At 64.1% G+C, this 24,592-nt stretch carries 20 protein-coding genes; 14 read left to right on the top strand and 6 right to left on the bottom strand.

Annotation, left to right across the window (positions count from 1 at the left end):
* Positions 1–11 precede the first annotated feature (11 nt).
* From KVG96_RS10055 to KVG96_RS10035, 5 genes are read right to left on the bottom strand one after another with little or no spacing between them, the layout of a single operon-like run.
* Positions 12–389: a response regulator gene (locus KVG96_RS10055; RefSeq protein ID WP_217891891.1), complete on the bottom strand. Its 378-nt coding sequence runs from the start codon at positions 387–389 to the stop codon at positions 12–14.
* A gap of 44 nt (positions 390–433) precedes the next feature.
* Complete coding sequence (locus KVG96_RS10050) at positions 434–1,648, bottom strand: hybrid sensor histidine kinase/response regulator (RefSeq protein WP_217891890.1); 1,215 nt, start codon at positions 1,646–1,648, stop codon at positions 434–436.
* Positions 1,642–2,235: a chemotaxis protein CheB gene (locus KVG96_RS10045; protein WP_217891889.1), complete on the bottom strand. Its 594-nt coding sequence runs from the start codon at positions 2,233–2,235 to the stop codon at positions 1,642–1,644. The genes KVG96_RS10050 and KVG96_RS10045 overlap by 7 nt, the downstream gene beginning before the upstream one ends.
* Entirely contained in the window at positions 2,232–3,065 is an 834-nt protein-coding gene (locus KVG96_RS10040) for a CheR family methyltransferase (RefSeq protein ID WP_217891888.1), read from the bottom strand. Before KVG96_RS10040 ends, KVG96_RS10045 begins: the two co-directional genes overlap by 4 nt.
* Complete coding sequence (locus KVG96_RS10035; RefSeq protein WP_217891887.1) at positions 3,065–6,553, bottom strand: response regulator; 3,489 nt, start codon at positions 6,551–6,553, stop codon at positions 3,065–3,067. Before KVG96_RS10035 ends, KVG96_RS10040 begins: the two co-directional genes overlap by 1 nt.
* A 264-nt stretch (positions 6,554–6,817) precedes the next feature.
* Between KVG96_RS10035 and KVG96_RS10030 the strand changes: the two genes are divergently transcribed.
* The 12 genes from KVG96_RS10030 to KVG96_RS09975 all read left to right on the top strand — a co-directional run bounded on the left by KVG96_RS10030 (position 6,818) and on the right by KVG96_RS09975 (position 19,924).
* On the top strand, positions 6,818–7,171 hold the full coding sequence (locus KVG96_RS10030) for a response regulator (RefSeq protein ID WP_217891886.1): 354 nt from the start codon (positions 6,818–6,820) through the stop codon (positions 7,169–7,171).
* A gap of 68 nt (positions 7,172–7,239) precedes the next feature.
* Entirely contained in the window at positions 7,240–8,547 is a 1,308-nt protein-coding gene (locus KVG96_RS10025) for a glycosyltransferase (RefSeq protein WP_217891885.1), read from the top strand.
* A 123-nt stretch (positions 8,548–8,670) separates the two neighbouring features.
* Positions 8,671–9,576 (top strand): phosphatidylinositol-specific phospholipase C domain-containing protein, encoded by a 906-nt coding sequence (locus tag KVG96_RS10020; protein WP_217891884.1) that lies wholly within the window; start codon positions 8,671–8,673, stop codon positions 9,574–9,576.
* A 42-nt stretch (positions 9,577–9,618) separates the two neighbouring features.
* Positions 9,619–10,524, top strand: a complete 906-nt coding sequence (locus tag KVG96_RS10015) for an AraC family transcriptional regulator (protein WP_217891883.1) — start codon at positions 9,619–9,621, stop codon at positions 10,522–10,524.
* A 194-nt stretch (positions 10,525–10,718) separates the two neighbouring features.
* Positions 10,719–12,029 carry an ABC transporter substrate-binding protein gene (locus KVG96_RS10010; RefSeq protein ID WP_217891882.1) on the top strand — a complete coding sequence of 437 codons (1,311 nt, stop codon included), beginning with the start codon at positions 10,719–10,721 and terminating at the stop codon, positions 12,027–12,029.
* Between the two features lie 189 nt (positions 12,030–12,218).
* Positions 12,219–13,145 (top strand): carbohydrate ABC transporter permease, encoded by a 927-nt coding sequence (locus KVG96_RS10005; protein ID WP_217891881.1) that lies wholly within the window; start codon positions 12,219–12,221, stop codon positions 13,143–13,145.
* 8 nt (positions 13,146–13,153) lie between these two features.
* Positions 13,154–13,984 (top strand): carbohydrate ABC transporter permease, encoded by an 831-nt coding sequence (locus KVG96_RS10000; protein ID WP_217891880.1) that lies wholly within the window; start codon positions 13,154–13,156, stop codon positions 13,982–13,984.
* 56 nt (positions 13,985–14,040) lie between these two features.
* Complete coding sequence (locus KVG96_RS09995) at positions 14,041–15,144, top strand: ABC transporter ATP-binding protein (protein ID WP_217891879.1); 1,104 nt, start codon at positions 14,041–14,043, stop codon at positions 15,142–15,144.
* A 16-nt stretch (positions 15,145–15,160) separates the two neighbouring features.
* Positions 15,161–16,633 (top strand): mannitol dehydrogenase family protein, encoded by a 1,473-nt coding sequence (locus tag KVG96_RS09990; RefSeq protein ID WP_217891878.1) that lies wholly within the window; start codon positions 15,161–15,163, stop codon positions 16,631–16,633.
* 177 nt (positions 16,634–16,810) lie between these two features.
* Positions 16,811–18,307: a xylulokinase gene (xylB, locus tag KVG96_RS09985; protein ID WP_217891877.1), complete on the top strand. Its 1,497-nt coding sequence runs from the start codon at positions 16,811–16,813 to the stop codon at positions 18,305–18,307.
* A 13-nt stretch (positions 18,308–18,320) separates the two neighbouring features.
* Positions 18,321–19,259: a carbohydrate kinase family protein gene (locus KVG96_RS09980; protein ID WP_217891876.1), complete on the top strand. Its 939-nt coding sequence runs from the start codon at positions 18,321–18,323 to the stop codon at positions 19,257–19,259.
* A 44-nt stretch (positions 19,260–19,303) separates the two neighbouring features.
* The gene (locus KVG96_RS09975) at positions 19,304–19,924 is read left to right on the top strand and encodes a transglycosylase SLT domain-containing protein (protein ID WP_217891875.1); all 621 of its coding nucleotides are present in this window, start codon (positions 19,304–19,306) and stop codon (positions 19,922–19,924) included.
* Between the two features lie 59 nt (positions 19,925–19,983).
* Here the strand turns inward: KVG96_RS09975 and KVG96_RS09970 are convergent, their stop codons facing one another.
* Positions 19,984–21,285, bottom strand: coding sequence for an OprD family porin (locus KVG96_RS09970; protein ID WP_217891874.1), 1,302 nt, complete (start codon positions 21,283–21,285; stop codon positions 19,984–19,986).
* A 366-nt stretch (positions 21,286–21,651) separates the two neighbouring features.
* On the opposite strand from KVG96_RS09970, the gene KVG96_RS09965 reads away from it, so the two are divergent.
* Positions 21,652–23,724 carry a type VI secretion system Vgr family protein gene (locus KVG96_RS09965; protein ID WP_217891873.1) on the top strand — a complete coding sequence of 691 codons (2,073 nt, stop codon included), beginning with the start codon at positions 21,652–21,654 and terminating at the stop codon, positions 23,722–23,724.
* Positions 23,721–24,569, top strand: coding sequence for a DUF4123 domain-containing protein (locus tag KVG96_RS09960; RefSeq protein ID WP_217891872.1), 849 nt, complete (start codon positions 23,721–23,723; stop codon positions 24,567–24,569). The genes KVG96_RS09965 and KVG96_RS09960 overlap by 4 nt, the downstream gene beginning before the upstream one ends.
* Positions 24,570–24,592: the final 23 nt, after the last annotated feature.

Here is a 24,592-nt window from a genome sequence, read left to right as displayed (position 1 = left end):
GCCGTCAGCCCTTACGCCAGCAGCTCGCGGATCTTTTCCTGCAGCACGTCCAGGTCGAACGGTTTTTCCAGGATCGGCGCCTTGCGCGTGATCGGGCTGTCGGTCTCGCGGATCTCCTGCGGATAGCCGCTGATGAAGATCACCTTCAGGTCCGGCCTCAGTTTGACGGCCGGTTCTGCGATCTGCACACCGTTGATGCCGCCGGGCAGACGGAAGTCGCTGATCAGCAGGTCCAGATGCGGCTTGCTCGCCAGGATCTCGAAGGCCTGCTCGCCGTTTTCCGCCTCCAGGACGTGATAACCCTCGGCCCTCAGGTAGTCGGTGAGGATCATCAAGATAACCGGTTCGTCCTCGACGACGAGTACTACATCTTGTGCATCTGTGCTCATGGAAAGCCTTTGTTCGGTCAATAGCTGCTGATACGACCGTGCGGTCACTCAGAGGTTGCGTCCGGTTCGCCGTTTTCGCCAAGCGGCAGGCAAACGCGAAACAGCGCGCCTTCGTTGATCCGGCTCTGGACGGTGATCGCCCCGCCATGGGCGGCGACGATCTGTTCGGAGATGAACAGGCCCAGCCCCAATCCGGCCACCACGGTCTTGGCCGACACCCTTTCGAACTGCTGGAAGATCCGCTTCTGGTTCTCTTCGCTGATGCCGATGCCGTGGTCGGCGACCTCGACCCGCGCCTCGCCGCCTTCGCGGTACACCCGCACCTGGATCGGGCTCTTGCCGCCGTAGCGCAAGGCGTTGGTCAACAGGTTGGAGACCACCTGCTCGATGCGGAACTCGTCCCAGTGCCCTTCCACCGGTTCCGGCGCGCTGAAGCTGACCTCGGTTTCCGCCGCCTCGATCTGCTGCGCGAAGTTCTGCAGCAGGTTGCCCACCAATTGCGCCAGGTCGAAGCGGCTCGGCCGGATCGACAGCTTGCCGGTGCGGATGCGCGAGACGTCGAGCATGTCTTCGATCAGGCGGATCAGGCTCTGGATCTGCCGTTCGTCGCGCTCGACCATGGCGTTCATCTTGTCCAGGGTGAACGCGGCGGCGTTGTCCCGGGCCAGGTGCATCTTGCGCAACTGCGTTTCGAGGATAAGGCCATTGAGCGGCGTGCGCACTTCGTGGGCGACGATCGACATGAAGTCGTCGCGCATGCGCACCGCTTGCTGCAGTTCCGCCTGGGTGCTCTGCAACTGTTCCAACAGCACCTGCTGTTCGCGCCGGCTCTGCTCCAGCGCTTCGAGCTGCTGCTTGAGGGCCTTGCTTTGGCGGTACAGGTCGACGAACACGTTGACCTTGCTTTTGACCGCGTGCACGTCCAGCGGCTTGTGCAGGAAATCCACCGCGCCGCTCTCGTAGCCCTTGAACGCGTAATTCAGTTCACGGCCGGCGGCGCTGACGAAGATGATCGGGATGTTCTTGGTCTTTTCGGTGCTGCGCATCATCTCGGCCAGCTCGAAGCCGTTCATGCCGGGCATCTGCACGTCCAGGATGGCCATGGCGAATTCGTGCTGCAGCAGCAGCGACAGGGCCTCGTCCGCCGACAGCGCCTTGTGGACGATGCGGTCTTCGCGCTTGATCAGCGCTTCCAGGGCCAGCAGGTTTTCCGGCAGATCGTCGACGATCAGCAGTTTTGCCTGGATATTACTCAGCATGCGATTCGTTCCAGCTCGACAAGCAAACGGCTGATGCCGCGCAGGGGGAGAATGTAGTCGGGTTGATGGAGGCTCAGCGCGGCCAGGGGCATGGTGGCCACGTGAGCCTCCTGCGGATCCTGGACGACGGTCAGCCCGCCGTGGCGCTTGACCTGGGCCAGGCCATGGGCGCCGTCGTGGTTGGCGCCGGTCAGCAGGACGGCGGCCAGCGCCGCGCCGTAGACGTCGGCGGCGGACTCGAACAGGTAATCGATGGAGGGCCGGGAATGGTGCACCCGGTCCTCCAGGCTCAGCGACAGGCTGCGGTCCTGCTCCACCGACAGGTGATAGCCGGGCGTGGCGAAGTGCACGGTGCCGGGGGCGATCTGCTGCTTGTCGATGGCTTCGACCGCCGGCAGCGACATCCGCCTGGCGAAGACTTCGGCCAGTTGGCTGCGCCGCTCTTCCGGCAGGTGCAGCACGACAATGATCGGCAGCCGGAACCCCCGGCGCAGCGGCGCCAGCAGCGTCAGCAAGGCCTCGACGCCTCCGGCGGACGCGCCGACCGCAATGGCCTGGACCCGGGGCAACCCCGTGGCGCCGTTCATGATTTGCGGTAGATCCGTTCTTGTTTCACCAACGGGTCGAACCGGTTGGCGTAACTGGAGAAGTCCAGCGTCTCTTTGCTGCCCAGCACCAGAAAGCCCCGGTGGCACAGCGATTCGTGGAACAGGCTGAAGGCCCGGTCCTGCAGTTTCTTGTTGAAATAGATCAGCACGTTGCGGCAGGAGATCAATTGGGTCTCGGAGAACACGCTGTCGGTCGCCAGGCTGTGGTCGGCGAACGTCACGTTCTCGCACAGGCTCTTGTCGAAGATCGCGTAGCCGTAGGCCGCCGTGTAGTAGTCGGCAAACGACCGCTGACCGCCCGCCTGCTGATAGTTGGCGGTATAGGCCCGCACGTTCTCCATGGAAAAGATGCCCTGCTTGGCCTTGTCCAGCGAATGCGGATTGATGTCGGTCGCATAGATGATCGTGCGCTCGAGCAACCCTTCCTCACGCAACAGGATCGCCATCGAATACACCTCTTCGCCGGTGCTGCACCCGGCGATCCAGATCTTGATCGACGGATACGTCTTGAGCAGCGGCACCACTTCGCGCCGGATCGCGAGAAAGTGCGACGGGTCGCGGAACATCTCACTGACCGGGATCGTCAGCAGCTGCAACAGTTGCATGAACGCCGTCGGGTCGTGCAGCACCTTTTCCTGCAGGGCGGAAATGGTGGCGCACTCGAACTGGCTCAGCGCATGCAGCACCCGGCGCTTGATCGAAGCGCCGGAGTAATCGCGAAAATCATAGCTGTACTTGAGGTAGATCGCCTCGATCAACAGCCGCAGCTCAATCTCACTGTTGCGCTCGACTGAATAATGTCGTTCCACTAAATGCGTTCCATCTTCGGCAACCACACGCGAATCAACGAGAACAGGCGATCCAGGTCGATGGGCTTGGCCAGGTAGTCGTTGGCGCCCGCCTGCAGGCAGCGCTCCTGGTCGTCCTTCATGGCCTTGGCCGTCACCGCGATGATCGGCAGCTTGCGCCAGCGCGGATCCTTGCGGATCTCCATGGTGGCTTCGAAGCCGTCCATTTCCGGCATCATCACGTCCATCAGCACCAGATCGATGTCCTCGATTTCATTGAGCCGTTCGATCGCTTCACGGCCGTTACGGCCGATCACCACCACGGCGCCCTTGTGTTCCAGCGCGCTGGTCAGGGCGAAGATGTTGCGCACATCGTCGTCCACCAGCAGCACCTTGCGGCCCTCGAAGACCTTGTCGCGGCTGCGGGCGGTCTTGAGCATCTTCTGCCGCTCATGGGACAACTGCGATTCGACTTTGTGCAAAAAGAGTGTGACCTCATCCAGCAGGCGCTCCGGCGAGCGTGCGCCCTTGATGATGATCGAGCGCGAATACTTGCGCAGGTCGGCCTCTTCGTCGCGGGTCAGGTTACGCCCGGTGTAGACGATCACCGGCGGGAACGAGCGGATGTCTTCGGTGGACATCCGCTTGAGCAGATCGTTGCCGAGCATGTCCGGCAGCTTCAGGTCGATGACCATGCAATCGAACACGGTGGTGCGCAGCAGCTCCAGCGCATCCTGGGCCAGCCCCACGGCGGTGATCTCGATGTCTTCGTCGCCGATCAGGCGGGCGATGCTTTCGCGCTGCAGGTCGTCGTCCTCGACCAGCAGCACGTGCTTGACCTTCTGCGTCAGCTTGGCTTCCAGGCGCGCGAACACGTCCTTGAGCTCGTCGCGGGTGGTCGGCTTGACCGCATAACCGATGGCGCCCATGTGCATCGCCGCTTCGACCCGGTCCTCGACCGAAATCACGTGCACCGGGATGTGCCGGGTTTCGGGGTGTTCCTTCAGGCGCTGCAGCACGGTCAGCCCCGAATGGTCCGGCAGGCGCATGTCCAGCAGGATGGCGTCCGGCAGGAACTCGCGGGCCAGGTCGTAGCCTTCGTCGGCGCCGTGGGCGACCAGGCAGCGGTAACCCAGCTCGTGGGCCAGGTCGTACAGGATGTTGGCGAAGTTTGGCTCATCCTCCACCACCAGGATGCTGCGGGTGTCGAACGGGGCCTTGTCGCGGTCGTCGTTGAACCGCGGCAGGTCCATCGACGGCGCCGGAGCCGGTTCGGGCGCCGCCTCGACCGGTTCGATGGAGACCGGATTGAAATTCACCGGCACGGCCGGCGTTTCGCTGTTCTGGCGGTAGTGCTGCGGCACCACCAGGGTGAACACGCTGCCGCGCCCCGGCGCGCTGCTGACGCTGATGAAGCCGCCGAGCAGGGCCGCCAGGTCGCGGGAGATCGACAGGCCGAGCCCGGTGCCGCCGTATTTGCGGTTGGTGGTGCCGTCGGCCTGGTGGAAGGCCTCGAAGATGCTTTCCTGCTGGTTGGCCGCAATGCCGATCCCGGTGTCGCGGACGATGAACGCCACGCCATCGTTCGGCTGGCCGGCGATGGTCAGGCTGACCGAGCCCTGCTCGGTGAACTTCACGGCGTTGGACAGCAGGTTCTTGACCACCTGCTCCAGTCGCTGCCGGTCGGTGAACAGGGTCTGCGGCGCGTCGGGCTGCACCACGACCTCGAACGCCAGGTGCTTGTCCGCCGCCAGCGGCTCGAACACGCCGCGCAGGCCCTCGGCCAGGCGCTCCACACTGGTGCTGTCGGCCACCACTTCAAGCTTGCCGGCCTCGACCTTGGCGATGTCGAGGATGTCGTTGATCAGGTTGAGCAGGTCGTTGCCGGCCGAATAGATCGACTCGGCGAACTTGACCTGCTCGGCCGACAGGTTTTCCTGGGGGTTCTCCGCCAGCAACTTGGCCAGGATCAGCGAGCTGTTCAGCGGCGTGCGCAGTTCGTGGGACATGTTGGCCAGGAACTCGGACTTGTACTTGCTCGAACGCTGCAGCTCTTCGGCGCGCTCTTCCAGCTGCGCCTGGGCCTGGTTGAGCTCGGTGTTCTTCAGGTCCATGGCGTCGCGCTGCTCGGCCAGGACCTGGGTCTGTTCGGCGAGTTGCTCGTTGGTCTGCTCCAGTTCGACCTGCTGGGTCTCCAGGTGCGCCTGGGACTCCTTGAGGATCCGCGACTGTTCCTCCAGCTCTTCGTTGGCGGTCTTGAGCTCTTCCTGCTGCACCTGCAGCTCTTCGTTGAGCTGCTGGGTCTCGGCGAGCACTTCCTGCAGGCGCTGGCGGTAACGGGCCGCTTCGATGGAGATGCCGATGTTGCCGGCGATCAGTTCCAGCAACTCGACGTCGCGCTCGGTGAGCGGGCGCAGGAAGCCCAGTTCGACCACGCCGTTGACCCGGTCATCGTCGCTGGTCGGCACCACCAGCACGCTGCTCGGCACGCCTTCGCCCAGGCCCGAACTGACCTTGAAGTAGTCGGAGGGCACCGGTTCCAGACGGATCAGGCGGCCCTGCTGCGCGGCCTGGCCGACAATGCCTTCGTCGCTGTAGATCGACTGTTCCTGCGCTTCCTGTTCGCGGGAGAAACCGTAAGTGGCCACACGCTTGAGGCCGCCGTGCTCTTCGCGCACATACAGCGCCGCCACCGCGACGCCCAGGTACTGGGCGCAGAACTGCAGGATGTTGCGGCCCAGCAGGTTGAGGGTCAGTTGCCCCAGCACCTGCTCTGCCAGCTCCGACTGCCCGCTGCGCAGCCAGGCCTGCCGCTCCAGGCGCTGGGCGCTGGCTTGCTGGGCGTCCAGGTTGGCGCCGTAGCTTTGCGACAGGCTGAGCAGGTCCCGGCGGCCGACATAGGCCAGCAGGCCGCTGATGGCCGCGACGAACAAGATGTAGAGGCTGATGCTCCAGATCGTGGTGCGGCGCACGTCTTCGTTGCGTGCGGTGCGCAACTGCTGCTCGGTGTCGATCACGTCCTCGAACTGCTTGCGGATCTCGTCGGTCAGACGCTTGCCGCGCCCGGCCTTGACGGCGGCGCGGTAGTCGCCGCTGGCGCGCTGCAGGTCGATCATCGATTGCGCGTAGGTCGCCCACTCGGCCTGCAACGCTTGCAGGCGGCGTATGCGGTCGGTCTGCACCGGGTTGTCGGCAGTGAGCTCGAGCAAGGTGCCGAGCGCCACGGCGATCCGCGGCTTGGCCGTCTCGTAAGGATCCAGGAAGTGCTCGTCGCCGCTGAGCAGGAAGCCGCGCATCCCGGTTTCGAGATCCACCGTGAGTTTCGCCGCCTCATTGGCGTTGTTGATCACCCGGTCGGTGTGCTCCACCCACTTGATCACCGAGAGCAGATACGTGATCAGCACCACGAAGAACACCGCGCTGAGCGCACCGACCGCCAGCGGCAGGCTGACGTTGCGGGTCAGGAGTTTACGGAACCGTAGTTCATCGACCGAGGACGTAGAGGACATTGGACAGCCTTGTCGAACTGTTGAAATTCAGGGAGTTTGCCCGAAAACGGCAACATGGATCCATTTTTCTCTCAGCTTTAGCAGCTATTGGCCCACTTTGCCCGCACGATATAGCAAATCAACCGTTATCCTTGTCATCCGACATGCGCTTGCGCCTTTTTGCAGGTTCAAGGGAACTTGTGGCATTGCGCCACTTACTCATGCTAAAGCGCCGCCCTTTCCGGTGCCGGCGCTCCTTCTGTCCAGTCCTTGAGAGCTTAGATTATGCCCACCATCCTAGTGGTAGAAGACGACGCCATCGTGCGCATGCTGATCGTCGATGTGTTGGAGGAGCTGGGCTTCAGCGTGGAGGAAGCGGACGGCGGCGAGCAGGCGCTGGACATCCTCCAGAATCCCGGCCGCGGCGTGGATCTGATGATGACCGACGTCGGCCTGCCGACCATCGACGGCCGGATCCTCGCGGAGCAGGCCCGTCTGCTGCGCCCCGACCTGCCGATCCTGTTCGCCAGCGGCTACGCCGAGTCCCTCGAAGTGCCATCCGACATGCACGTCATCGGCAAGCCGTTTTCCATCGATCAATTGCGGGACAAGGTCAACGCCATCCTCCCAAGGCCCTGAGCGGCAGGGCCGTCTGTGGTTTAATTGCGCCTTTTTTTGCCCCTGCCGTCCCGAGGAACACCCCGCGCATGAATCAGCCAAGCCCTCTCCGCGTCCTGGTCATCGGCTATGTCTGGCCCGAACCCCGCTCCTCGGCGGCCAGCGGGCATGTCATGCAGATCCTCGATACCTTCCTCCAAGAAGGCTGGGACATCACCTTCGCCAGCCCTGCAGGCCCCGGCGAACACAAGGCTGACCTCACGGCCATGGGCATCCGTGAGGTGCCGATCGAACTCAACAGCGAAAGTTTCGACACGTTCGTCCGTGAACTGGCGCCGGACATCGTCCTGTTCGACCAGTTCATGATGGAAGAGCAGTTCGGCTGGCGGGTCGAAAAACACTGCCCGGACGCTCTGCGGATGCTGGAGACCTCGGACCTGCAGAGTCTGCGTCACGCCCGCCATCAGCGCCTCAAGGAGCGTTTGAAGGCCAGCGACGACGCCAACGATTTCACCGGGCTGTTCGCGCCGGCCCTGCGCGAGGAGTTCGAACGGATGGCCGATACCGACCTGGCCCGCCGCGAGATCGCCGCGCTGTACCGCTGCGATCTGAACCTGATGGTGTCCGAGGTCGAGATCGAGTTGCTGGTCGAACAATTCCACCTGCCGCGGGAGGTGCTGCACTGGTGCCCGTTGATGGTGGACGCCCCCGCCGGGCCGGCAAAACCGTTCGGGGAGCGGGCGCACTTCCTGAGCATCGGCAACTTTCGCCACGCACCGAACTGGGATGCGGTGCTCTGGATGAAAAACACGCTCTGGCCGCTCATCCGCGCCCGGCTGCCGAGCGCGCAGTTGCATGTCTACGGGGCCTACACCCCGCCGAAAGCGACCGCGCTGCACAATGCCGCGCAGGGCTTTCATGTCATGAATTGGGCCGAGGATGCCTTGCAGGTCATGTCCGCCGCCCGGGTCTGCCTGGCACCGCTGCGCTTCGGCGCCGGCATCAAGGGCAAACTGGTGGATGCGATGCTTTGCGGCACGCCGAGCGTGACGACCCCGATCGGGGCCGAGGCCATGCACGGCGAACACCCCTGGCCCGGCGCCATCGCCTGCACCGCCGAAGACCTTGCCGCGCAGGCGGTGCAGTTGTATGAAAACGAGTCACGCTGGCGCAACGCTCAAGCTTTGGGTGACACGTTGCTTGCGGAACATTACCGACGCTCGACGCACGCGGCCGCGCTGATCGAGAAGATCGCCCAGTGCCGCCAGAACCTGCAGACACTGAGAAGAAACAACTTCATCGGCGGCATGTTGCGCCATCATTCTTTGAAAAGCACCCAATACATGGCGCAGTGGATCGAAGAAAAGAACCGCAACAAGTTACATGCCGACCAATAACCCAACAACTTGAATCAACAGCGCATTTGGCACGCCTTTCCAACCAACTTATAAATCCCTGCAAGCGCCGACAACCCAATCGGCGTATGACCCAAACACATTCCAAGTTGCAGGAACACGTCCATGAGCACCCGTTACACCAACAACGCCTGGATGGCGAATACCCCAAGCATCGACACTTTGTCGCTCTTTGAACTTTCGCTGCCCGGCACCCACAACGCCGGCAGCGACTGGCGGGCCTCCTACCCGTTCTTCGGCCCGCCGGCCCACTGGCTGGCGTGCCAGCACGACAGGTTCTACCGCCAACTGTGCCATGGCTCGCGCGTACTGGACATTCGTCTGAAGACCGACAGCAAAGCGTCAGGGCTGGAGCAGTTTCGAATTCATCACAATGACTTCCCTAACTCTCGCCGACTCGGCGACTTGATTAATGACGTCAAAAACTTCCTGGACGAAAACCCGGATGAATTCATCATCCTGGACTTCCATCAGACCGATGGTGACGGCGACGACAACAACTTCAACTACAAATACTTCAACAGTGCAATGATCCAGTTATTGGGCCATCGGTTAATTCCGGCAACTAACGCAAACCTCAGCCTGGGTATCCTGAAACGCCTCAGCGACAAACAACGCGTACTGGCCGCTGTCCGCCGCCATCCGGACATTGACCGGTCTGTCTTCATCGACCAGATCGAGCATAAGTGGAGCGGAATCGGCGACACCAACGTTAAGGAACTGCATCAGCACATCACCGACGTGCTGAAGTCCCCACCCGGCAAATGGCACCCCTGGTCCTTGTCCGCCACCAGCTACAGCGTGCTGGGCGGGCCGGTGGACATTCACGACGAGCTCAATGCCTGGTTCGACCCGGACACCAGCGACTGGGCCTGGCAGTGCAACATCATTAATGTCGATTTCATTGAAGAAACCCGGATCGTCGACTACTGCCGGACGATGAACCTGATCAAGGCAGACCACCTGGAGCGCCAGCGTGAGCGTGAGCGCGCTGGCGCAACAGCCGCCTGACGGGGCATGATCCGCGGGCAACGACCATAAAGGCGTCCAGCCATGACCCGAACAGCCCGCGTGACCGACCCTTCCTATGAGCTGATGGATGACCACAACGGGTTGTCCATCATCTACCGCCAGCACGGTTTCCCGTGCCCGCTGGTGCGTTGGCACTTTCACAAGGAATACGAGCTGCACCTGATCGTCGCCAGTTCAGGCAAGGTGTTCATCGGTGACTACATCGGCAATTTCCACCCGCAGACGCTGTTCCTCACGGGTCCGAACCTGCCGCACAACTGGATCAGCCAGGTCGCCGAGGACGAAGTGGTGGAGAAGCGCGACATGCTGGTCAACTTCACCGACGAGCTGTTCGAAAGCGGCTTTCAGGTGTTCGCCGAACTCAAGAGCCTCACGCCGTTGCTGGAACGGGCGCAGTACGGCATCGAGTTCCGCTGCCCGCACACGATCCGCCAGGCCATGCCGCTGATGCAGAAGATCGCCGACACCCGCGGCACCACCCGCCTCGGCCATTTCTTCATCCTGATGGAGCTGCTGGCGACCTGCGACGACTACCAGTTGCTGTCCGGCGCCACCACCCCGCAACTGGCGGACGAGCACAACATCGACCGCACCAACCGCGCGGTGGACTACATCTTCGCCCACTACGCCCGGGAGCTGACGCTGGAGGAAGTCGCCGACCACCTGGGACTCAAGCCCACCTACTTCAGCCGGGTGTTCAAGCAAGCCACGGGGCGCAACTTCATCGAGTTCGTCAACCGGCTGCGGATCAGCAAGTCCTGCGAACTGCTGGCCGACGGCGACAAGCCGGTGACCGAGGTGTGCTTCGAGTCGGGCTTCAACAACATCTCCAACTTCAACCGGCGCTTCCAGCAGCTCAAGGGCATGACGCCTTCGCACTACCGGCGGCTGGTGGTGCAGCGCCTGACCGAGCAGAACCTGGGCTGATTCCCGCAGGTTCAATACCGGTTCCATCCGGGCCTCAACAGCCAGTGCAAAAAAGTATCGGTCTGAGTGCTAGGGATGATTTGTCAGCCCGGCGCCGGAACGTTGTAATCAGTGCACATTCTTCCTGCTCCCGGAAGACACAAAAACAATAACCGTCCTTCTGCCGCCTGCCGGGCGCAGAAAAGGAGTGCACGATGCAACCCACCGCAAAAGCCCTGCTGGCCCTCACCTGCCTGACCCTGAGCGGCGTCAGCCTCGGCGCCCAGACCCTGACCATCGCCACCGTCAACAACAGCGACATGATCCGCATGCAGCGCCTGTCGAAGGACTTCGAGGCCGAGCACCCGGACATCAAGCTCAATTGGGTGGTGCTGGAAGAGAACGTGCTGCGCCAGCGCCTGACCACCGACATCGCCACCCAGGGCGGCCAGTTCGACGTGTTGACCATCGGCATGTACGAAGCCGCACTCTGGGGGGCCAAGGGCTGGCTGGAGCCGATGAAGGACCTGCCGGCCAGCTACGCCCTCGACGATGTGTTCCCATCGGTGCGCGAGGGGCTGTCGGTCAAGGGTTCGCTGTACGCCTTGCCGTTCTACGCCGAAAGCTCGATGACCTATTACCGCACCGACCTGTTCAAGGACGCCGGCCTGACCATGCCCGAGCGCCCGACCTGGGAGCAGATCGCCGAGTTCGCCGGCAAGCTCAACCACCCCGACAAGGAACAATACGGCCTGTGCCTGCGGGGCAAGGCCGGCTGGGGCGAGAACATCGCGTTGATCACCACCGTCGCCAACGCCTACGGCGCGCGCTGGTTCGATGAGCAGTGGAAACCCGAATTCAGCGGCCCGGAATGGAAGAACGCGCTGAACTTCTACGTCGACACCATGAAGAAGTCCGGTCCGCCGGGGGCCTCCAGCAACGGCTTCAACGAGAACCTGGCGCTGTTCAACAGCGGCAAGTGCGCGATCTGGGTCGATGCCAGCGTCGCCGGCTCGTTCGTCACCGACAAGTCCCAGAGCAAGGTCGCCGACCATGTCGGCTTCACCTTTGCGCCGCACCAGGTCACCGACAAGGGTTCGGCGTGGCTGTATTCCTGGGCGCTGGCGATCCCGACCAGCTCCAAGGCCAAGGACGCGGCCAAGGCCTTCAGCGCCTGGGCCACCTCCAGGGAGTACGCCGCACTGGTCGCCGAGAAGGACGGGATCGCCAATGTGCCGCCGGGCACCCGTGCCTCAACCTACAGCGACGCGTACATGAGCGCCGCGCCGTTCGCCAAGGTCACGCTGGAGTCGCTCAAGGCCGCCGACCCCGGCAAGCCCACCCTCAAACCGGTGCCTTACATCGGCATCCAGTTGGTGACCATCCCTGAGTTCCAGGCCGTGGGCACCCAGGTCGGCAAACTGTTCTCGGCGGCGCTGATCGGCCAGAGCACGGTTGACCAGGCGCTGGCCGCCGCCCAGCAAACCACCGAACGCGAAATGAAGCGCGCGGGTTATCCGAAGTAACCCGCCACTCAACCTGTGGGAGCTGGCTTGCCAGCGATGGCGTCAGCACAGTCAACATTGCTGCCGGCCGTTGCATCGCTATCGCTGGCAAGTCGAATCGTCGCACCGCAGCCCCCACAGGGATCGCGTCAATGTCAGGAAGGTTTTCTCTCCTGAACATGTACCTGCACCCAAACGGTTGTGATCACCATGAATACTTCAACTGCCAAAGCCCACATCGACCTGTCGCAGCCCCGGCGCAAAAGCCGCGTGGCCAATCCCGGCTGGTATCTGGTCAGCCCTTCGGTGGCCCTGTTGCTGCTGTGGATGATCGTGCCGCTGGGCATGACCCTGTACTTTTCGATGATCCGCTACAACCTGCTCTACCCCGGTGAGAACGAGTTCACGGGACTGGAGAACTTCACCTACTTCCTGACCGATTCGGGCTTCATGCCGGGCGCCGCCAACACCCTGCTGCTGGTGGGCAGCGTGCTGCTGATCAGCGTGGTGTTCGGCGTGCTGATCAGCGCCCTGCTGGAGGCCAGCGAGTTCTTCGGCCGGGGCCTGGTGCGGGTACTGCTGATCTCGCCGTTCTTCATCATGCCCACGGTCGGCGCGCTGATCTGGAAGAACCTGATCTTCCACCCGGTGTCCGGGATCCTCGCCTACCTCTGGAAGCTGTTCGGCGCGCAGCCGGTGGACTGGCTGGCCCATTACCCGCTGCTGTCGATCATCATCATTGTCTCGTGGCAATGGCTGCCCTTCGCGATCCTGATCCTGATGACCGCCATGCAGTCCCTGGACCAGGAACAGAAGGAAGCCGCCCGCCTGGACGGCGCCGGCCCCGTCGCGATCTTCTGGCACCTGACCCTGCCGCACCTGGCACGGCCGATCGCGGTGGTGGTGATGATCGAGACCATTTTCCTGCTGTCGGTGTTCGCCGAGATCTTCACCACCACCAACGGCGGCCCCGGCTACGCCTCGACCAACCTCGCCTACCTGATCTACAACCAGGCGCTGGTTCAGTTCGACGTCGGCATGGCGTCGGCGGGCGGCCTGATCGCCGTGGTCATCGCCAACATCGCCGCGATCGTCCTGGTGCGGATGATCGGCAAAAACCTGACCGACAAAGCCTGAGGCCTGCCATGACCCTTCAACAATCGCGCCGCCTGCAAAGCCTGCTGCTCGGCACCCTGGCCTGGGCCATCGCCATCGTGATCTTCTTCCCGATCCTCTGGATGGCGCTGACCAGCTTCAAGACCGAAATCGACGCGTTCGCCACGCCGCCGCAGTTCATCTTCAGCCCGACGCTGGAGAACTATCTGCACATCAACGAGCGCAGCGACTACTTCAGCTTCGCCTGGAACTCAGTGGTGATCTCGTTCAGCGCCACCGCCCTGTGCCTGCTGATCGCAGTGCCGGCGGCGTACTCCATGGCGTTCTACGAGACTCAACGAACCAAGGGCACGCTGCTGTGGATGCTCTCCACCAAGATGCTGCCGCCGGTGGGCGTGCTGATGCCGGTCTACCTGCTGGCCAAGCAGTTCGGCCTGCTCGACACGCGGATCGCGCTGATCGCCATCTACACCCTGATCAACCTGCCGATCGTGATCTGGATGGTTTACACCTACTTCAAGGACATTCCCCGGGACATCCTCGAAGCCGCCCGCCTGGACGGCGCCACCCTGCCCCAGGAAATGCTGCGCGTGCTGCTGCCCATCGCCAAGGGCGGCCTGGCCTCCACCGTGCTGCTGTCGCTGATCCTGTGCTGGAACGAAGCGTTCTGGTCGCTGAACCTGACCTCGTCGAAAGCCGCGCCGCTGACCGCGCTGATCGCCTCCTACTCCAGCCCCGAAGGGCTGTTCTGGGCCAAGTTGTCGGCGGTCTCGACCCTGGCCTGCGCGCCGATCCTGATCTTCGGCTGGATCAGCCAGAAACAGTTGGTGCGCGGCCTGTCGTTCGGCGCCGTGAAATGAACCCGGCCCCTACCCACTTCAACACCAAAGCCAAGACATAGCGGAGGCCCATCCTCATGGCCAACCTGAAAATCAAGAATCTGCAAAAAGGCTTCGAAGGCTTTTCCATCATCAAGGGCATCGACCTTGAAGTGAACGACCGCGAGTTCGTGGTGTTCGTCGGCCCGTCGGGCTGCGGCAAGTCCACCCTGCTGCGGCTGATCGCCGGCCTCGAAGAAGTCAGCGGCGGCACCCTCGAACTCGACGGCCGCGACATCACCGAAGTGAGCCCGGCCAAGCGCGATCTGGCGATGGTGTTCCAGACCTACGCCCTGTACCCGCACATGAGCGTGCGCAAGAACATGTCGTTCGCCCTGGACCTGGCCGGCGTGCCGAAGGCCGAGGTCGAGAAGAAAGTCGCCGAGGCGGCGCGCATCCTCGAACTGGGGCCGATGCTGGAGCGCAAGCCCAAGCAACTCTCCGGCGGCCAGCGCCAGCGCGTAGCCATCGGCCGGGCCATCGTGCGCAACCCGAAGATCTTCCTGTTCGACGAGCCGTTGTCCAACCTCGACGCCGCCCTGCGCGTGCAGATGCGCCTGGAGCTGCTGCGCCTGCACAAGGACCTGAAGGCCACAATGATCTACGTGACCCACGACCAGGTCGAAGCCATGACCATGGCCGACAAGGTCGTGGTGCTCAACGGCGGCAGGATCGAACAGGTCGGCTCGCCGCTGGACCTCTACCACCATCCGGTCAACCTCTTCGTCGCAGGCTTCCTCGGCACGCCGAAGATGGGCTTCCTCAAGGGCACGGTGGCACGCATCGACGCGCAGGGCTGCGAGGTCTCGCTGGACGCCGGCACCCGCATCAGCCTGCCGCTCAATGCCGCCAACCTGAGCGTGGGCAGCGCCGTGACCCTGGGCATCCGCCCCGAGCACCTGGAACTGGCCCAGCCCGGCGACTGCACCCTGACCGTCACCGCCGACGTCAGCGAACGCCTGGGCAGCGACACCTACTGCCATGTCCGCACCGCCTCCGGCGAGCCCCTCACCCTGCGGGTGCGCGGCGACCTGGCCAGCCGTTACGGCGAAACCCTGAACCTGCGCCTGAACGCCAGCCACTGCCACCTGTTCGACGCCGACGGCGTGGCGCTTACCCGTGCCCTGCGCGCGGCCGCCTGACTGCGAGACCGATCCGATGAAACTCAACCGCCAGAACCTCAACCGCCTCGCCGCCGAAGTGAAACTGCCGGCCTACGGCCTCGGCGACCTGCGCCAGGGCATCGCCCACATCGGCGTCGGCGGCTTCCACCGCGCCCACCAGGCGTACTACACCGATGCGCTGATGAACACCGGACAAGCGCTGGACTGGGCCATCTGCGGCGTCGGCCTGCGCACCGAAGACCGCCGCGCCCGCGACGACCTCAAGGAACAGGACTATCTGTTCACCCTGTTCGAGCTCGGCGACGGCGACGACACGCAGGTGCGCGTCATCGGCGCGATCCGCGACATGCTGCTGGCCGAAGACGGCGCGCAAGCCCTGATCGCCCGACTGGCCGACCCGCAGATCCGCATCGTCTCGCTGACCATCACCGAGGGCGGCTACTGCATCGACGACAGCACCGGCGAGTTCATGGCACACCTGCCGTCGATCCGGCACGACCTGGCGCACCCCGAACAGCCGACGACCGTGTTCGGCTTCCTCTGCGCGGCGCTGGCCCGGCGGCGCGCAGCGGGCACGGCGGCGTTCACCGTGATGTCCTGCGATAACCTGCCGCACAACGGCGCGGTCACCCGCAAGGCGCTCCTGGCCTATGCCGCACTGCATGACGCGGAGCTGCACGACTGGATCGCCGCTCAGGTGAGTTTTCCCAACGCCATGGTCGACCGCATCACCCCCATGACCAGCACCGCGCATCGCCTGCAACTGGCCGACAGGCACGCGGTGGACGACGCCTGGCCGGTGGTCTGCGAGCCCTTCGTGCAATGGGTGCTGGAGGACAAGTTCGTCAACGGCCGCCCGGCCTGGGAACAGGTCGGCGTGCAGTTCACCGACGACGTCACCCCCTACGAAGAGATGAAGATCAAACTGCTCAACGGCAGCCATCTGGCCCTGACCTATCTGGGGTTCCTCAAGGGCTATCGCTTCGTGCACGAGACCATGGCCGATCCGCTGTTCGTGCGCTACATGCGCGCCTACATGGACCTGGACGTCACCCCGCAACTGGCGCCGGTGCCGGGCATCGACCTGAGCGAGTACAAGGACACGCTGGTGGCGCGGTTCTCCAACCGGGCGATTGCCGACCAACTGGAGCGGGTGTGTTCGGACGGCTCGTCGAAGCTGCCCAAGTTCACCGTGCCGACCCTCAACCGCTTGATCGCCGACGGCCGAGAGACCAAACGGGCGGCGCTGGTGGTGGCGGCTTGGGCGATGTACCTCAAAGGTGTGGACGAGCAAGGCCGGACCTACCCGATTCCCGATCCCCGAGCGGCGTTCTGCCAGGCGCTGGTGGCCGATGACGGACTGATCAGCCAGCGGTTGCTGGGGGTGGAGGAGATTTTCGGCACGGCGGTGACCCAATCGCCTGAGTTCGTGGCGGCCTTCGAGTGGTGCTGCGACAGCTTGCGGGAGGTGGGGGTTTCGCGGACGCTGGAACGGGTGTTGGGTTGAGTCTTGCGGTGCCGCGGCTCACGTCATCGCCAGGCCAAGCACCGCAGGCCGCAACGCTCACATCACCCTCAAGTGCCCCGCCAATCCCTGTGGGAGCTGGCTTGCCAGCGATGGCGGCAGCCCGGGCACCGCAGGGCATGATCAAGACAACGGTTCCCACACCTTGAGGATCTTTCCGTGACCCACCCGCAACTTTTCCTCGGCATCGACTGCGGCACCCAGGGCACCAAGGCCCTCATCCTCGATGCCGCCAGCGGCGCCGTGCTGGGCCAGGGCTCCGCCGGCCACACAATGATCAGCGGCGCCAACGGCCGCCGCGAGCAAGACACCGGCCAATGGCTGGACGCCTTCGCCCAAGCCACCCGCCAGGCGTTGCAGGCGGCCGGCGTGGACGGCCAGGCGATCCTCGGCATCGGCGTCTCCGGCCAGCAGCACGGTCTGGTGTTGCTGGACGATGGCGGCCAAGTGCTGCGCCCGGCCAAGCTGTGGTGCGACACCGAAACCACGGCGGAAAACGACCGCCTGCTCGCCCACCTGGGCGGCGAGCAGGGTTCGCTGGAGCGCCTGGGCCTCGTCATCGCACCGGGCTACACCGTGTCGAAACTGCTGTGGACCTGCGAGCAGCATCCGGCGGTGTTCTCCCGCATCGCCCGGATCCTGCTGCCCCACGACTACCTCAATTTCTGGCTCACCGGCCGCGCCTGCAGCGAATACGGCGAAGCGTCCGGCACCGGCTACTTCAACGTGCGCACCCGCCAATGGGACCTGCAGCTGCTGCGCGACATCGACCCCAGCGGTCGCCTGCAAGCAGCGCTGCCGGAACTGATCGACGCCCACCAGCCGGTCGGCACGATCCTGCCGGCAATCGCCGAACAGTTGGGCCTCAACCCCGACGCGCAGGTGTCCAGCGGCGGCGGCGACAACATGATGGGCGCCATCGGCACCGGCAACATCCGGCCGGGAACGATCACCATGAGCCTCGGCTCCTCCGGCACGGTCTGCGCCTACGCCGACCAGCCGCAGGTCAGCCCGGATGCCTCGGTCGCCACGTTCTGCTCCTCCAGCGGCGGCTGGCTGCCGCTGATCTGCACCATGAACCTGACCAACGCCACCGGCGCGATTCGCGAACTGCTCGGCCTCGATCTCGAACGGTTCAACGCCCTCGTGGCCCAGGCCCCCATCGGCGCGGACGGGGTGAGCCTGCTGCCGTTCTTCAACGGCGAGCGCGTGCCGCCCCTGCCCCATGCCACCGGCAGCCTGCACGGCCTGACCCTGGACAACCTGACGCCGGCCAACCTGTGCCGCGCCGCCGTCGAAGGCACCACCTTCGGATTGCGTTTCGGGCTGGATCTGCTGCGCCAGAATGGTTTACAAAGCCGCAGCATTTGCCTGATCGGCGGCGGCTCGAAAAGTGCGGTGTGGCGACAGATCGTCGCCGACATCATGAACACCCCAGTGATCTGCACCGGGCAAAGCGAAGCCGCCGCCCTGGGCGCGGCGATTCAGGCAGCGTGGTGCAAGTCCTGGTCCTGCGGCCTCGAAGACACCCTGGCCGACCTGTGCGAGCGCTGCGTGAAGCTCGACCTGAACAGTGAGACCCTGCCGGTCGCCGCCAACGTCGCGGCGTTCCAACAGGCCTATGAACGCTATCGACAGCATGTCGCAACCTTATAGAGAGCAAACAACTATGTACCTGGTGTGTGGCGAAGCGCTGTTCGATTTCTTCAGCGAAGACGATGCCGGCGGACAGGCATCGAAAGTCAATTTCAAGGCGATTGCCGGTGGCTCGCCGTTCAATGTGGCGGTGGGCTTGCGCCGCCTCGGCGTGGACTCGGCGCTGTTCGCCGGGCTGTCCACCGACTACCTCGGCAGGCGTCTGCGGCAGGTGCTGCAGGACGAAGGCGTAAGCCCGGATTATCTGGTGGATTTCGCCGCACCGACCACGCTGGCCATGGTCGCGGTGGGCGCCAATGGTTCGCCGCATTACAGCTTCCGTGGCGAAGGCTGCGCGGATCGGCAGCTGAGTCTGGCGCACCTGCCGACGCTCGGCCCGCAAGTGCGTGGCCTGCACGTGGGCTCGTTCTCGCTGGTGGTGCAGCCGGTGGCCGACACCCTGCTCGCCCTGGTGCAGCGCGAAAGCGGCCAACGCCTGATCACCCTCGACCCCAACGTGCGCCTCAATCCCGAGCCGAACATCGACCTGTGGCGCGAGCGGATCGCGACGCTGGTGCGGTACGCCGACCTGATCAAGGTCAGCGACGAGGATCTGCGCCTGCTCTATCCGGAGCAGGATCCGCAGCAGGTGATCGAAGGCTGGCTCACGCACCGTTGCCAAGCGGTGTTCCTCACCCGAGGCGGTGAAGGCGCGACGGTGTTCAGCCGGGCCCACGGTTCATGGTCGGTGCCGGCCAGTTCGGTGCAGATCGCCGATACCGTCGGCGCAGGCGATACCTTCCAGGCCGCGTTGATCGCCTGGCTGACCGAACATGAACTGGATTCGGTGGACGGCGTACGGCATCTGCAACGCGACCAGATCGACGCCATGCTCAGGTTTGCCGCACAGGCGGCCGCCCTGACGTGCAGCAAGACCGGTCCAGATTTGCCTTATCGCCATCAGTTGGCCTGACCGCGTAGACTGGCGCCCTTTTTTTCAAGACGGGATGACGGCTTTTGAATTCGGGGCGCACGGCTGGACTTTTGGTATTGGCGGCACTGCTGACCGGTTGCGGAACATCGCCGCCGCGCTCGCCGGAAAACCTCTGCGAGATTTTCCGCGAGAAAAGCGATTGGTACGACGCCGCCCAAGTCACGCAGAAACGTTGGGGCGTGCCGATCCAGGTGCCGTTCGCGATCATGTATCAGGAGTCCGGCTACCGCTACGATGCCAAGACCCCGCGCAAATACCTGTTGTGGGTGATCCCGTGGGGCCGCGTCACGACGGCGTCGGGTTATGCGCAGGCCAAGGATGAAGTCTGGGCCGATTACCAGAAAAGCACCGGCCGCCATGGCGCCGACCGTGAAGACTTCGACGATGCCATCGACTTCGTCGGCTGGTACATGGACAAGACCACCTCGGTCAACGGCGTGTACAAGTACGACGCCTACAACCAGTACCTCAATTACCACGAAGGCTGGGGCGGTTTTCGCCAGAAGACTTATGCCGGCAAGGCTTGGCTGCCGCCGGTGGCGCGCAAGGTGCAGAACCGCTCGGACATGTACGGCCAGCAATACGCGGCGTGCAAGGATGATTTGAATCGCGGGTTCTGGAGCCGGTTCTGGCATTGGCTCTGATCGCAGGCAATAAAAAACCATCGCGAGCGAACTCGCGATGGTCATTGGCCTGAACGGTTTTACAACACCGAAAAGTTGTAGCTCACGATCAACCGGGTCTCGTCCACGTCCCGGGCGAACTTCTCGTAGTTGGTGCGGTACGTCGCATTGCGCAGACGCAGGCTGACATCCTTGAACATGCCGGTCTGGATCACGTACTTGAGCTCGCTGTCGCGTTCCCACTCTTTGCCTTCCTGATCGCTGCCCGGCACCTTAATGTGGTCGCCGTTGACGTAACGGGTCAGGAAGCTCAGGCCGTTGATGCCGATGGCCTTGAAGTCGTAGTCGTAGCGCAGCTGCCAGGAACGCTCCTGGGCGGCGGCGAAGTCGTTGACCTGCACGTAGTTGACCAGGTACGGGTTGCTGCCATCGAGGTACGGCATCGAATTGTCGCCGTTCATGCGCTGCCAGCCGGCGCTGAAGGTGTGGCCGCTGATGCCGTAGGACAGCATGCCGCTCAACGCCCGGTTATCGATGGAACCGGCTTTCGCGTCACCGCTGTCGGCGCTCTTGAGCACGCGCAGATCGGCTTTCAGTACGCCGTCACCCAACGGCTGGTTGGCCAGCAGGCCGACGAAGTGCTGGCGGTAGATGTCTTCCAGCTCGGCGTAGTGGTACTGCGCGGTCAGGCGGTCGTTGATCTTGTAGTCGAAGCCATACATGTCGAAATGATCGGCGGTGACGTTGCAGGCGTAGCGCTTGTTCTTGCAGTGCACGCGGATGTCCTGGGAGTCGGTGGAATCCCGGGCGGTGTACTTGTCCAGGCGGGCGGCCATGAACGTCAGGTCCTTCACCTCTTTGGAGGTGAGCATGGCGCCGTTGAACATGGTCGGCAGCAGGCGGCCGTCGTTGTACTTGAGCAGCGGCAGGTCCGGCAGCAGCGCGCCGTACTTCAGCACGGTGTCGGAGACCCGCACCTTGGCGGTCAGGCCCATTTTCGCGTACTGATCCTTCGAACCCCGCGGGTTCTCGCCGCTGGACGGCAGCAAGCCGCTGTTGCTGCGGTCGGGGCTGGAGTCGAGCGCGAAGCCGACCATGCCCAACGCGTCGAGGCCGAAGCCGACGGTGCCTTCGGTGTAGCCCGATTGCAGGTTGAGGATGAAGCCCTGGGCCGACTCTTCGCGCTTGGACGCGCCCTGATCGTTGGCGGTGTGCCCATCACGGAAATCGCGGTTGAAGTACACCGTGCGCGATTCGATCTTCGCCGTGGTGTCTTCGAAGAACCCGGCGGCCTGGGCCTGCGCGGAAAAACCTGCGCACAGCGCCAGGGCGCCGAAGCCGAAGGACTGGCGGGCAGTGATGAGGGGAAATGGGGGACGCATGAAAAAGCTCCAACAGTACAGCGTTTGCGCGACGGCGCAATTAGCCAGAAAAATAGCTCCCGTCCCGAAGCAATGAAGCGTCGGGAGGCAGTGGACACGCAGGGGTGTGCGGCAATGATGGCAGATGGCTTTGACGTGCCACAGGCGACTTTAGTCTGAAACTGACCGACCACCCACAAACGGCCGGACTGGTCCGGTTCGGCGTGAGCCCTTCAGGAAGCCCCCGGATCCATTGGGCGAAACAGCCTCTCTCAGGGTTTTCCCTAGACCGTGCACAGGGATTGCCTGCAGCACTTTCGGGTTGTACGAGGTCGGCGAATCCTGCACCATCCGTACCCTGCTTATCCTAAGGACGGAATTGAAGGCATGCTGGACGCCAACGCTACGCACATCACCCTCACCCTCGAAGGCGCCAACGCGGACTTCCAGGTGCTCAGCTTCACCGGCCGCGAAGCCCTCAACCAACCTTTTTGCTTCGACCTCGAACTGGTCAGCGCCCGCCCCGACCTCCCGCTCGAGGAGCTGCTGCACAAGCCCGGCGTCCTCACCTTCGGCGCCACCGGCGAGGGCAAGATCCACGGCCTGGTGTACCGCATCGAGCAAGGCGACTCCGGCCGCACCCTCACCCGCTACAGCCTGAGCCTGGTGCCGCAGCTCGCCTACCTGCGCCACAACCACGACCAGCAGATCTTCCAGCAGCTCACCGTGCCCAAGATCATCGCCCGGGTGCTGGAGGACCGCGGCATCCTCGCCGACGCCTACAGCTTCCAGCTCGGCGCCGAGTACCCCGAGCGCGACTACTGCGTGCAGTACGACGAGTCCGACCTGCACTTCATCCAGCGCCTGTGCGAGGAGGAAGGCATCCACTTCCACTTCCAGCACAGCACCGGCGGCCACAAGCTGGTGTTCGGCGACGACCAGACCGTGTTCCGCAAGCTCAAGCCGGTGAGCTACCAGCAGGACTCCGGCATGGCCGCCGACAAGCCGGTCGTCAAGCGCTTCAACCTGCGCCTGGAGACCCGCACCAGCCGCGTCGCCCGCCGCGACTACGACTTCGAGAAGCCCAAGATCCTGCCCGAGGCCGCCGCCAAGTCGGCGTTCATGCCGGATCTTGAGGACTACGACTACCCCGGCCGCTTCACCGCCCGCGAGCGCGGCAAGCAGCTGGCCACCCGCGCCCTCGAACGCCACCGCAGCGACTACGCCCTGGCCGAGGGCAAGGGCGACGAGCCGACCCTGGCCTGCGGCCACTTCCTCACCCTGGCCGAGCACCCGCGCGCCGAGTGGAACGACCTCTGGCTGCTGCTGGAGGTGATCCACGAGGGCAAGCAGCCGCAGGTCCTCGGCGAGAACGTCACCAGCGACGTCACCGACGCCAAGGACGACTTCCACCAGGGCTACCGCAACACCTTCCTCGCCACCCCGTGGGACGCCCACTACCGCCCGGCCCTCGAGCACCCCAAACCCCGCGTGCTCGGCAGCCAGACCGCCGTCGTCACCGGTCCCGCCGGCGAGGAGATCCACTGCGACCCGTACGGGCGCATCAAGGTGCAGTTCCACTGGGACCGCGACGGCCAGGCCGACGACAAGACCACCTGCTGGCTGCGCGTGGCCAGCGGCTGGGCCGGCGCGGCCTACGGCGGCATCGCCATCCCCCGCGTGGGCATGGAGGTGCTGGTCACTTTCCTTGAGGGCGACCCCGACCAGCCGCTGGTCACCGGCTGCCTGTACCACAAGGAAAACGTCGTCCCCTACGACCTGCCCGCGAACAAGACCCGCAGCACCTTCAAGACCTTGAGCTCCCCCGGCGGCAAGGGCTACAACGAGCTGCGCATCGAGGACCGCAAGGGCGCCGAGCAGATCTACCTGCACGCCCAGCGCGACTGGGACGAGAACATCGAGCACGACCAGCGGATCCGCATCGGCAACGAACGCCACGACACGGTCGAGGCCAACGCCTACAGCGAGTTCAAGGCAGAAGAACACCGCATCACCCACCTGGACCGCAAGAGCGAGATGCGCGCCGACGACCACCTCACCGTCGCAGTGACCCAACACCTTAAGGTCGGCACCGGGCAGTTCGTCGAGGCCGGCACCGAGATCCACTACCACGCCGGCGAGAAGGTCGTGGTCGAAGGCGGCATGGAGCTGACGGCCAAGGCCGGCGGAAGCTTCGTGAAGGTGGATGCGGGTGGGGTGACCATCAGCGGGGCCGAGGTGAAGGCCAATACCGGCGGCGCGCCGGGGGTGGGGAGCGGGATTGCGATCCTGGCGCCCGTCATCCCATGGGCCGCCGCCCGGGACAAGGCCGGCGCCGTGCTCGTCCCCGCCGCCGTGCAGATGGCCCTGGCCAAGGCCGCCCGCAAGGCCGGCGACACCCGCTGCCCGATCTGTGAAGCCTGCCGCGAAGGCAAATGCGATATTGGAGCCACGGCATGAGCGATGCACTCAACAACTGGCTGGGCGAGCAATCGCGCCTCAACCGCGTCCTGATCCTGGCCCTGGACAGCCTCGCCGAACCGAACCCGGTCACCTCGCTGTACAGCGCCGGCGTCATGCAGCGCTCGGTGCAGCTCTACCGGCGCACCGAGTTCGTCCAGTTCGCCGCCATCAGTCCGTGGCTCACCGAACTGGAGAACCCGGGCAACGAAGCGTTCCGCCTGCTCCTGGACGACCCGCAGCGCAACTGGGGCTGGATCGGCAGCATGGACAAGGCCGACCTCGACGGCCTGACCCAACACTGGATCGCCCGCATGGTCATCGACGAAGACGGCGACCGTTCCCTGTTCCGCTTCCAGGACAACCGCGTGCTTGCCCGCTGCCTGGGCAACATGAAAGACACCGAATGGCCGCTGCTGCTCGGCCCGATCAGCAGCGTGCTGTATTGGGATGAGGATCAGTGGAAAAGCGCGGATAACGGTCGGCCGGGGCAGTACCCGGTGCCGAATCCGGCGCCGTGGCTGAGAACGCCCGAGTCCGGTGAACAGGCCCGCAGCATCCTGCGCGACAACCTCAAGCGCTGGCTGTTCACGTACCACGTCGATGCAGCCGCCGCACTGGCGGAAACCCACGTGGTCAGCGAATGGCTGGAAGAACAGATGGATCTGCTCGACACCTGGGGCTGGCAGACACCGGAACAGCGCGAACTGATGCTGAGCCGGCGCCTGTCGCCACCATGCGCCGCTGACATTGCCTGGGAACCCATCCCCGGAGAAACGCCGGAACAGCACTTTGACCGATGCCAACGAGTGTTCGCTGAGCCGAAAGCCGGTGCCACGGCTTGAAGGCTCGACTGTGGATTGCAGTC

Source organism: Pseudomonas ekonensis (assembly GCF_019145435.1).
Classification (GTDB): domain Bacteria; phylum Pseudomonadota; class Gammaproteobacteria; order Pseudomonadales; family Pseudomonadaceae; genus Aquipseudomonas; species Aquipseudomonas ekonensis.
This window is presented reverse-complemented; position numbering and strand designations above follow the sequence as displayed.

Excerpts from the sequence above, each read along its gene's own strand:
- KVG96_RS10000 (WP_217891880.1), top strand. The coding sequence starts at position 13,154 with ATGACCCTTCAACAATCGCGCCGCCTGCAAAGCCTGCTGCTCGGCACC.
- KVG96_RS10010 (WP_217891882.1), top strand. The coding sequence starts at position 10,719 with ATGCAACCCACCGCAAAAGCCCTGCTGGCCCTCACCTGCCTGACCCTG.
- KVG96_RS10055 (WP_217891891.1), bottom strand. The coding sequence starts at position 389 with ATGAGCACAGATGCACAAGATGTAGTACTCGTCGTCGAGGACGAACCG.
- KVG96_RS09965 (WP_217891873.1), top strand. The coding sequence starts at position 21,652 with ATGCTGGACGCCAACGCTACGCACATCACCCTCACCCTCGAAGGCGCC.
- KVG96_RS10050 (WP_217891890.1), bottom strand. The coding sequence starts at position 1,648 with ATGCTGAGTAATATCCAGGCAAAACTGCTGATCGTCGACGATCTGCCG.
- KVG96_RS09980 (WP_217891876.1), top strand. The coding sequence starts at position 18,321 with ATGTACCTGGTGTGTGGCGAAGCGCTGTTCGATTTCTTCAGCGAAGAC.
- KVG96_RS10015 (WP_217891883.1), top strand. The coding sequence starts at position 9,619 with ATGACCCGAACAGCCCGCGTGACCGACCCTTCCTATGAGCTGATGGAT.
- KVG96_RS10025 (WP_217891885.1), top strand. The coding sequence starts at position 7,240 with ATGAATCAGCCAAGCCCTCTCCGCGTCCTGGTCATCGGCTATGTCTGG.
- KVG96_RS10030 (WP_217891886.1), top strand. The coding sequence starts at position 6,818 with ATGCCCACCATCCTAGTGGTAGAAGACGACGCCATCGTGCGCATGCTG.
- KVG96_RS10035 (WP_217891887.1), bottom strand. The coding sequence starts at position 6,553 with ATGTCCTCTACGTCCTCGGTCGATGAACTACGGTTCCGTAAACTCCTG.
- KVG96_RS09995 (WP_217891879.1), top strand. The coding sequence starts at position 14,041 with ATGGCCAACCTGAAAATCAAGAATCTGCAAAAAGGCTTCGAAGGCTTT.
- KVG96_RS10045 (WP_217891889.1), bottom strand. The coding sequence starts at position 2,235 with ATGAACGGCGCCACGGGGTTGCCCCGGGTCCAGGCCATTGCGGTCGGC.
- KVG96_RS10005 (WP_217891881.1), top strand. The coding sequence starts at position 12,219 with ATGAATACTTCAACTGCCAAAGCCCACATCGACCTGTCGCAGCCCCGG.
- KVG96_RS09990 (WP_217891878.1), top strand. The coding sequence starts at position 15,161 with ATGAAACTCAACCGCCAGAACCTCAACCGCCTCGCCGCCGAAGTGAAA.
- KVG96_RS09970 (WP_217891874.1), bottom strand. The coding sequence starts at position 21,285 with ATGCGTCCCCCATTTCCCCTCATCACTGCCCGCCAGTCCTTCGGCTTC.
- KVG96_RS10020 (WP_217891884.1), top strand. The coding sequence starts at position 8,671 with ATGAGCACCCGTTACACCAACAACGCCTGGATGGCGAATACCCCAAGC.
- KVG96_RS09960 (WP_217891872.1), top strand. The coding sequence starts at position 23,721 with ATGAGCGATGCACTCAACAACTGGCTGGGCGAGCAATCGCGCCTCAAC.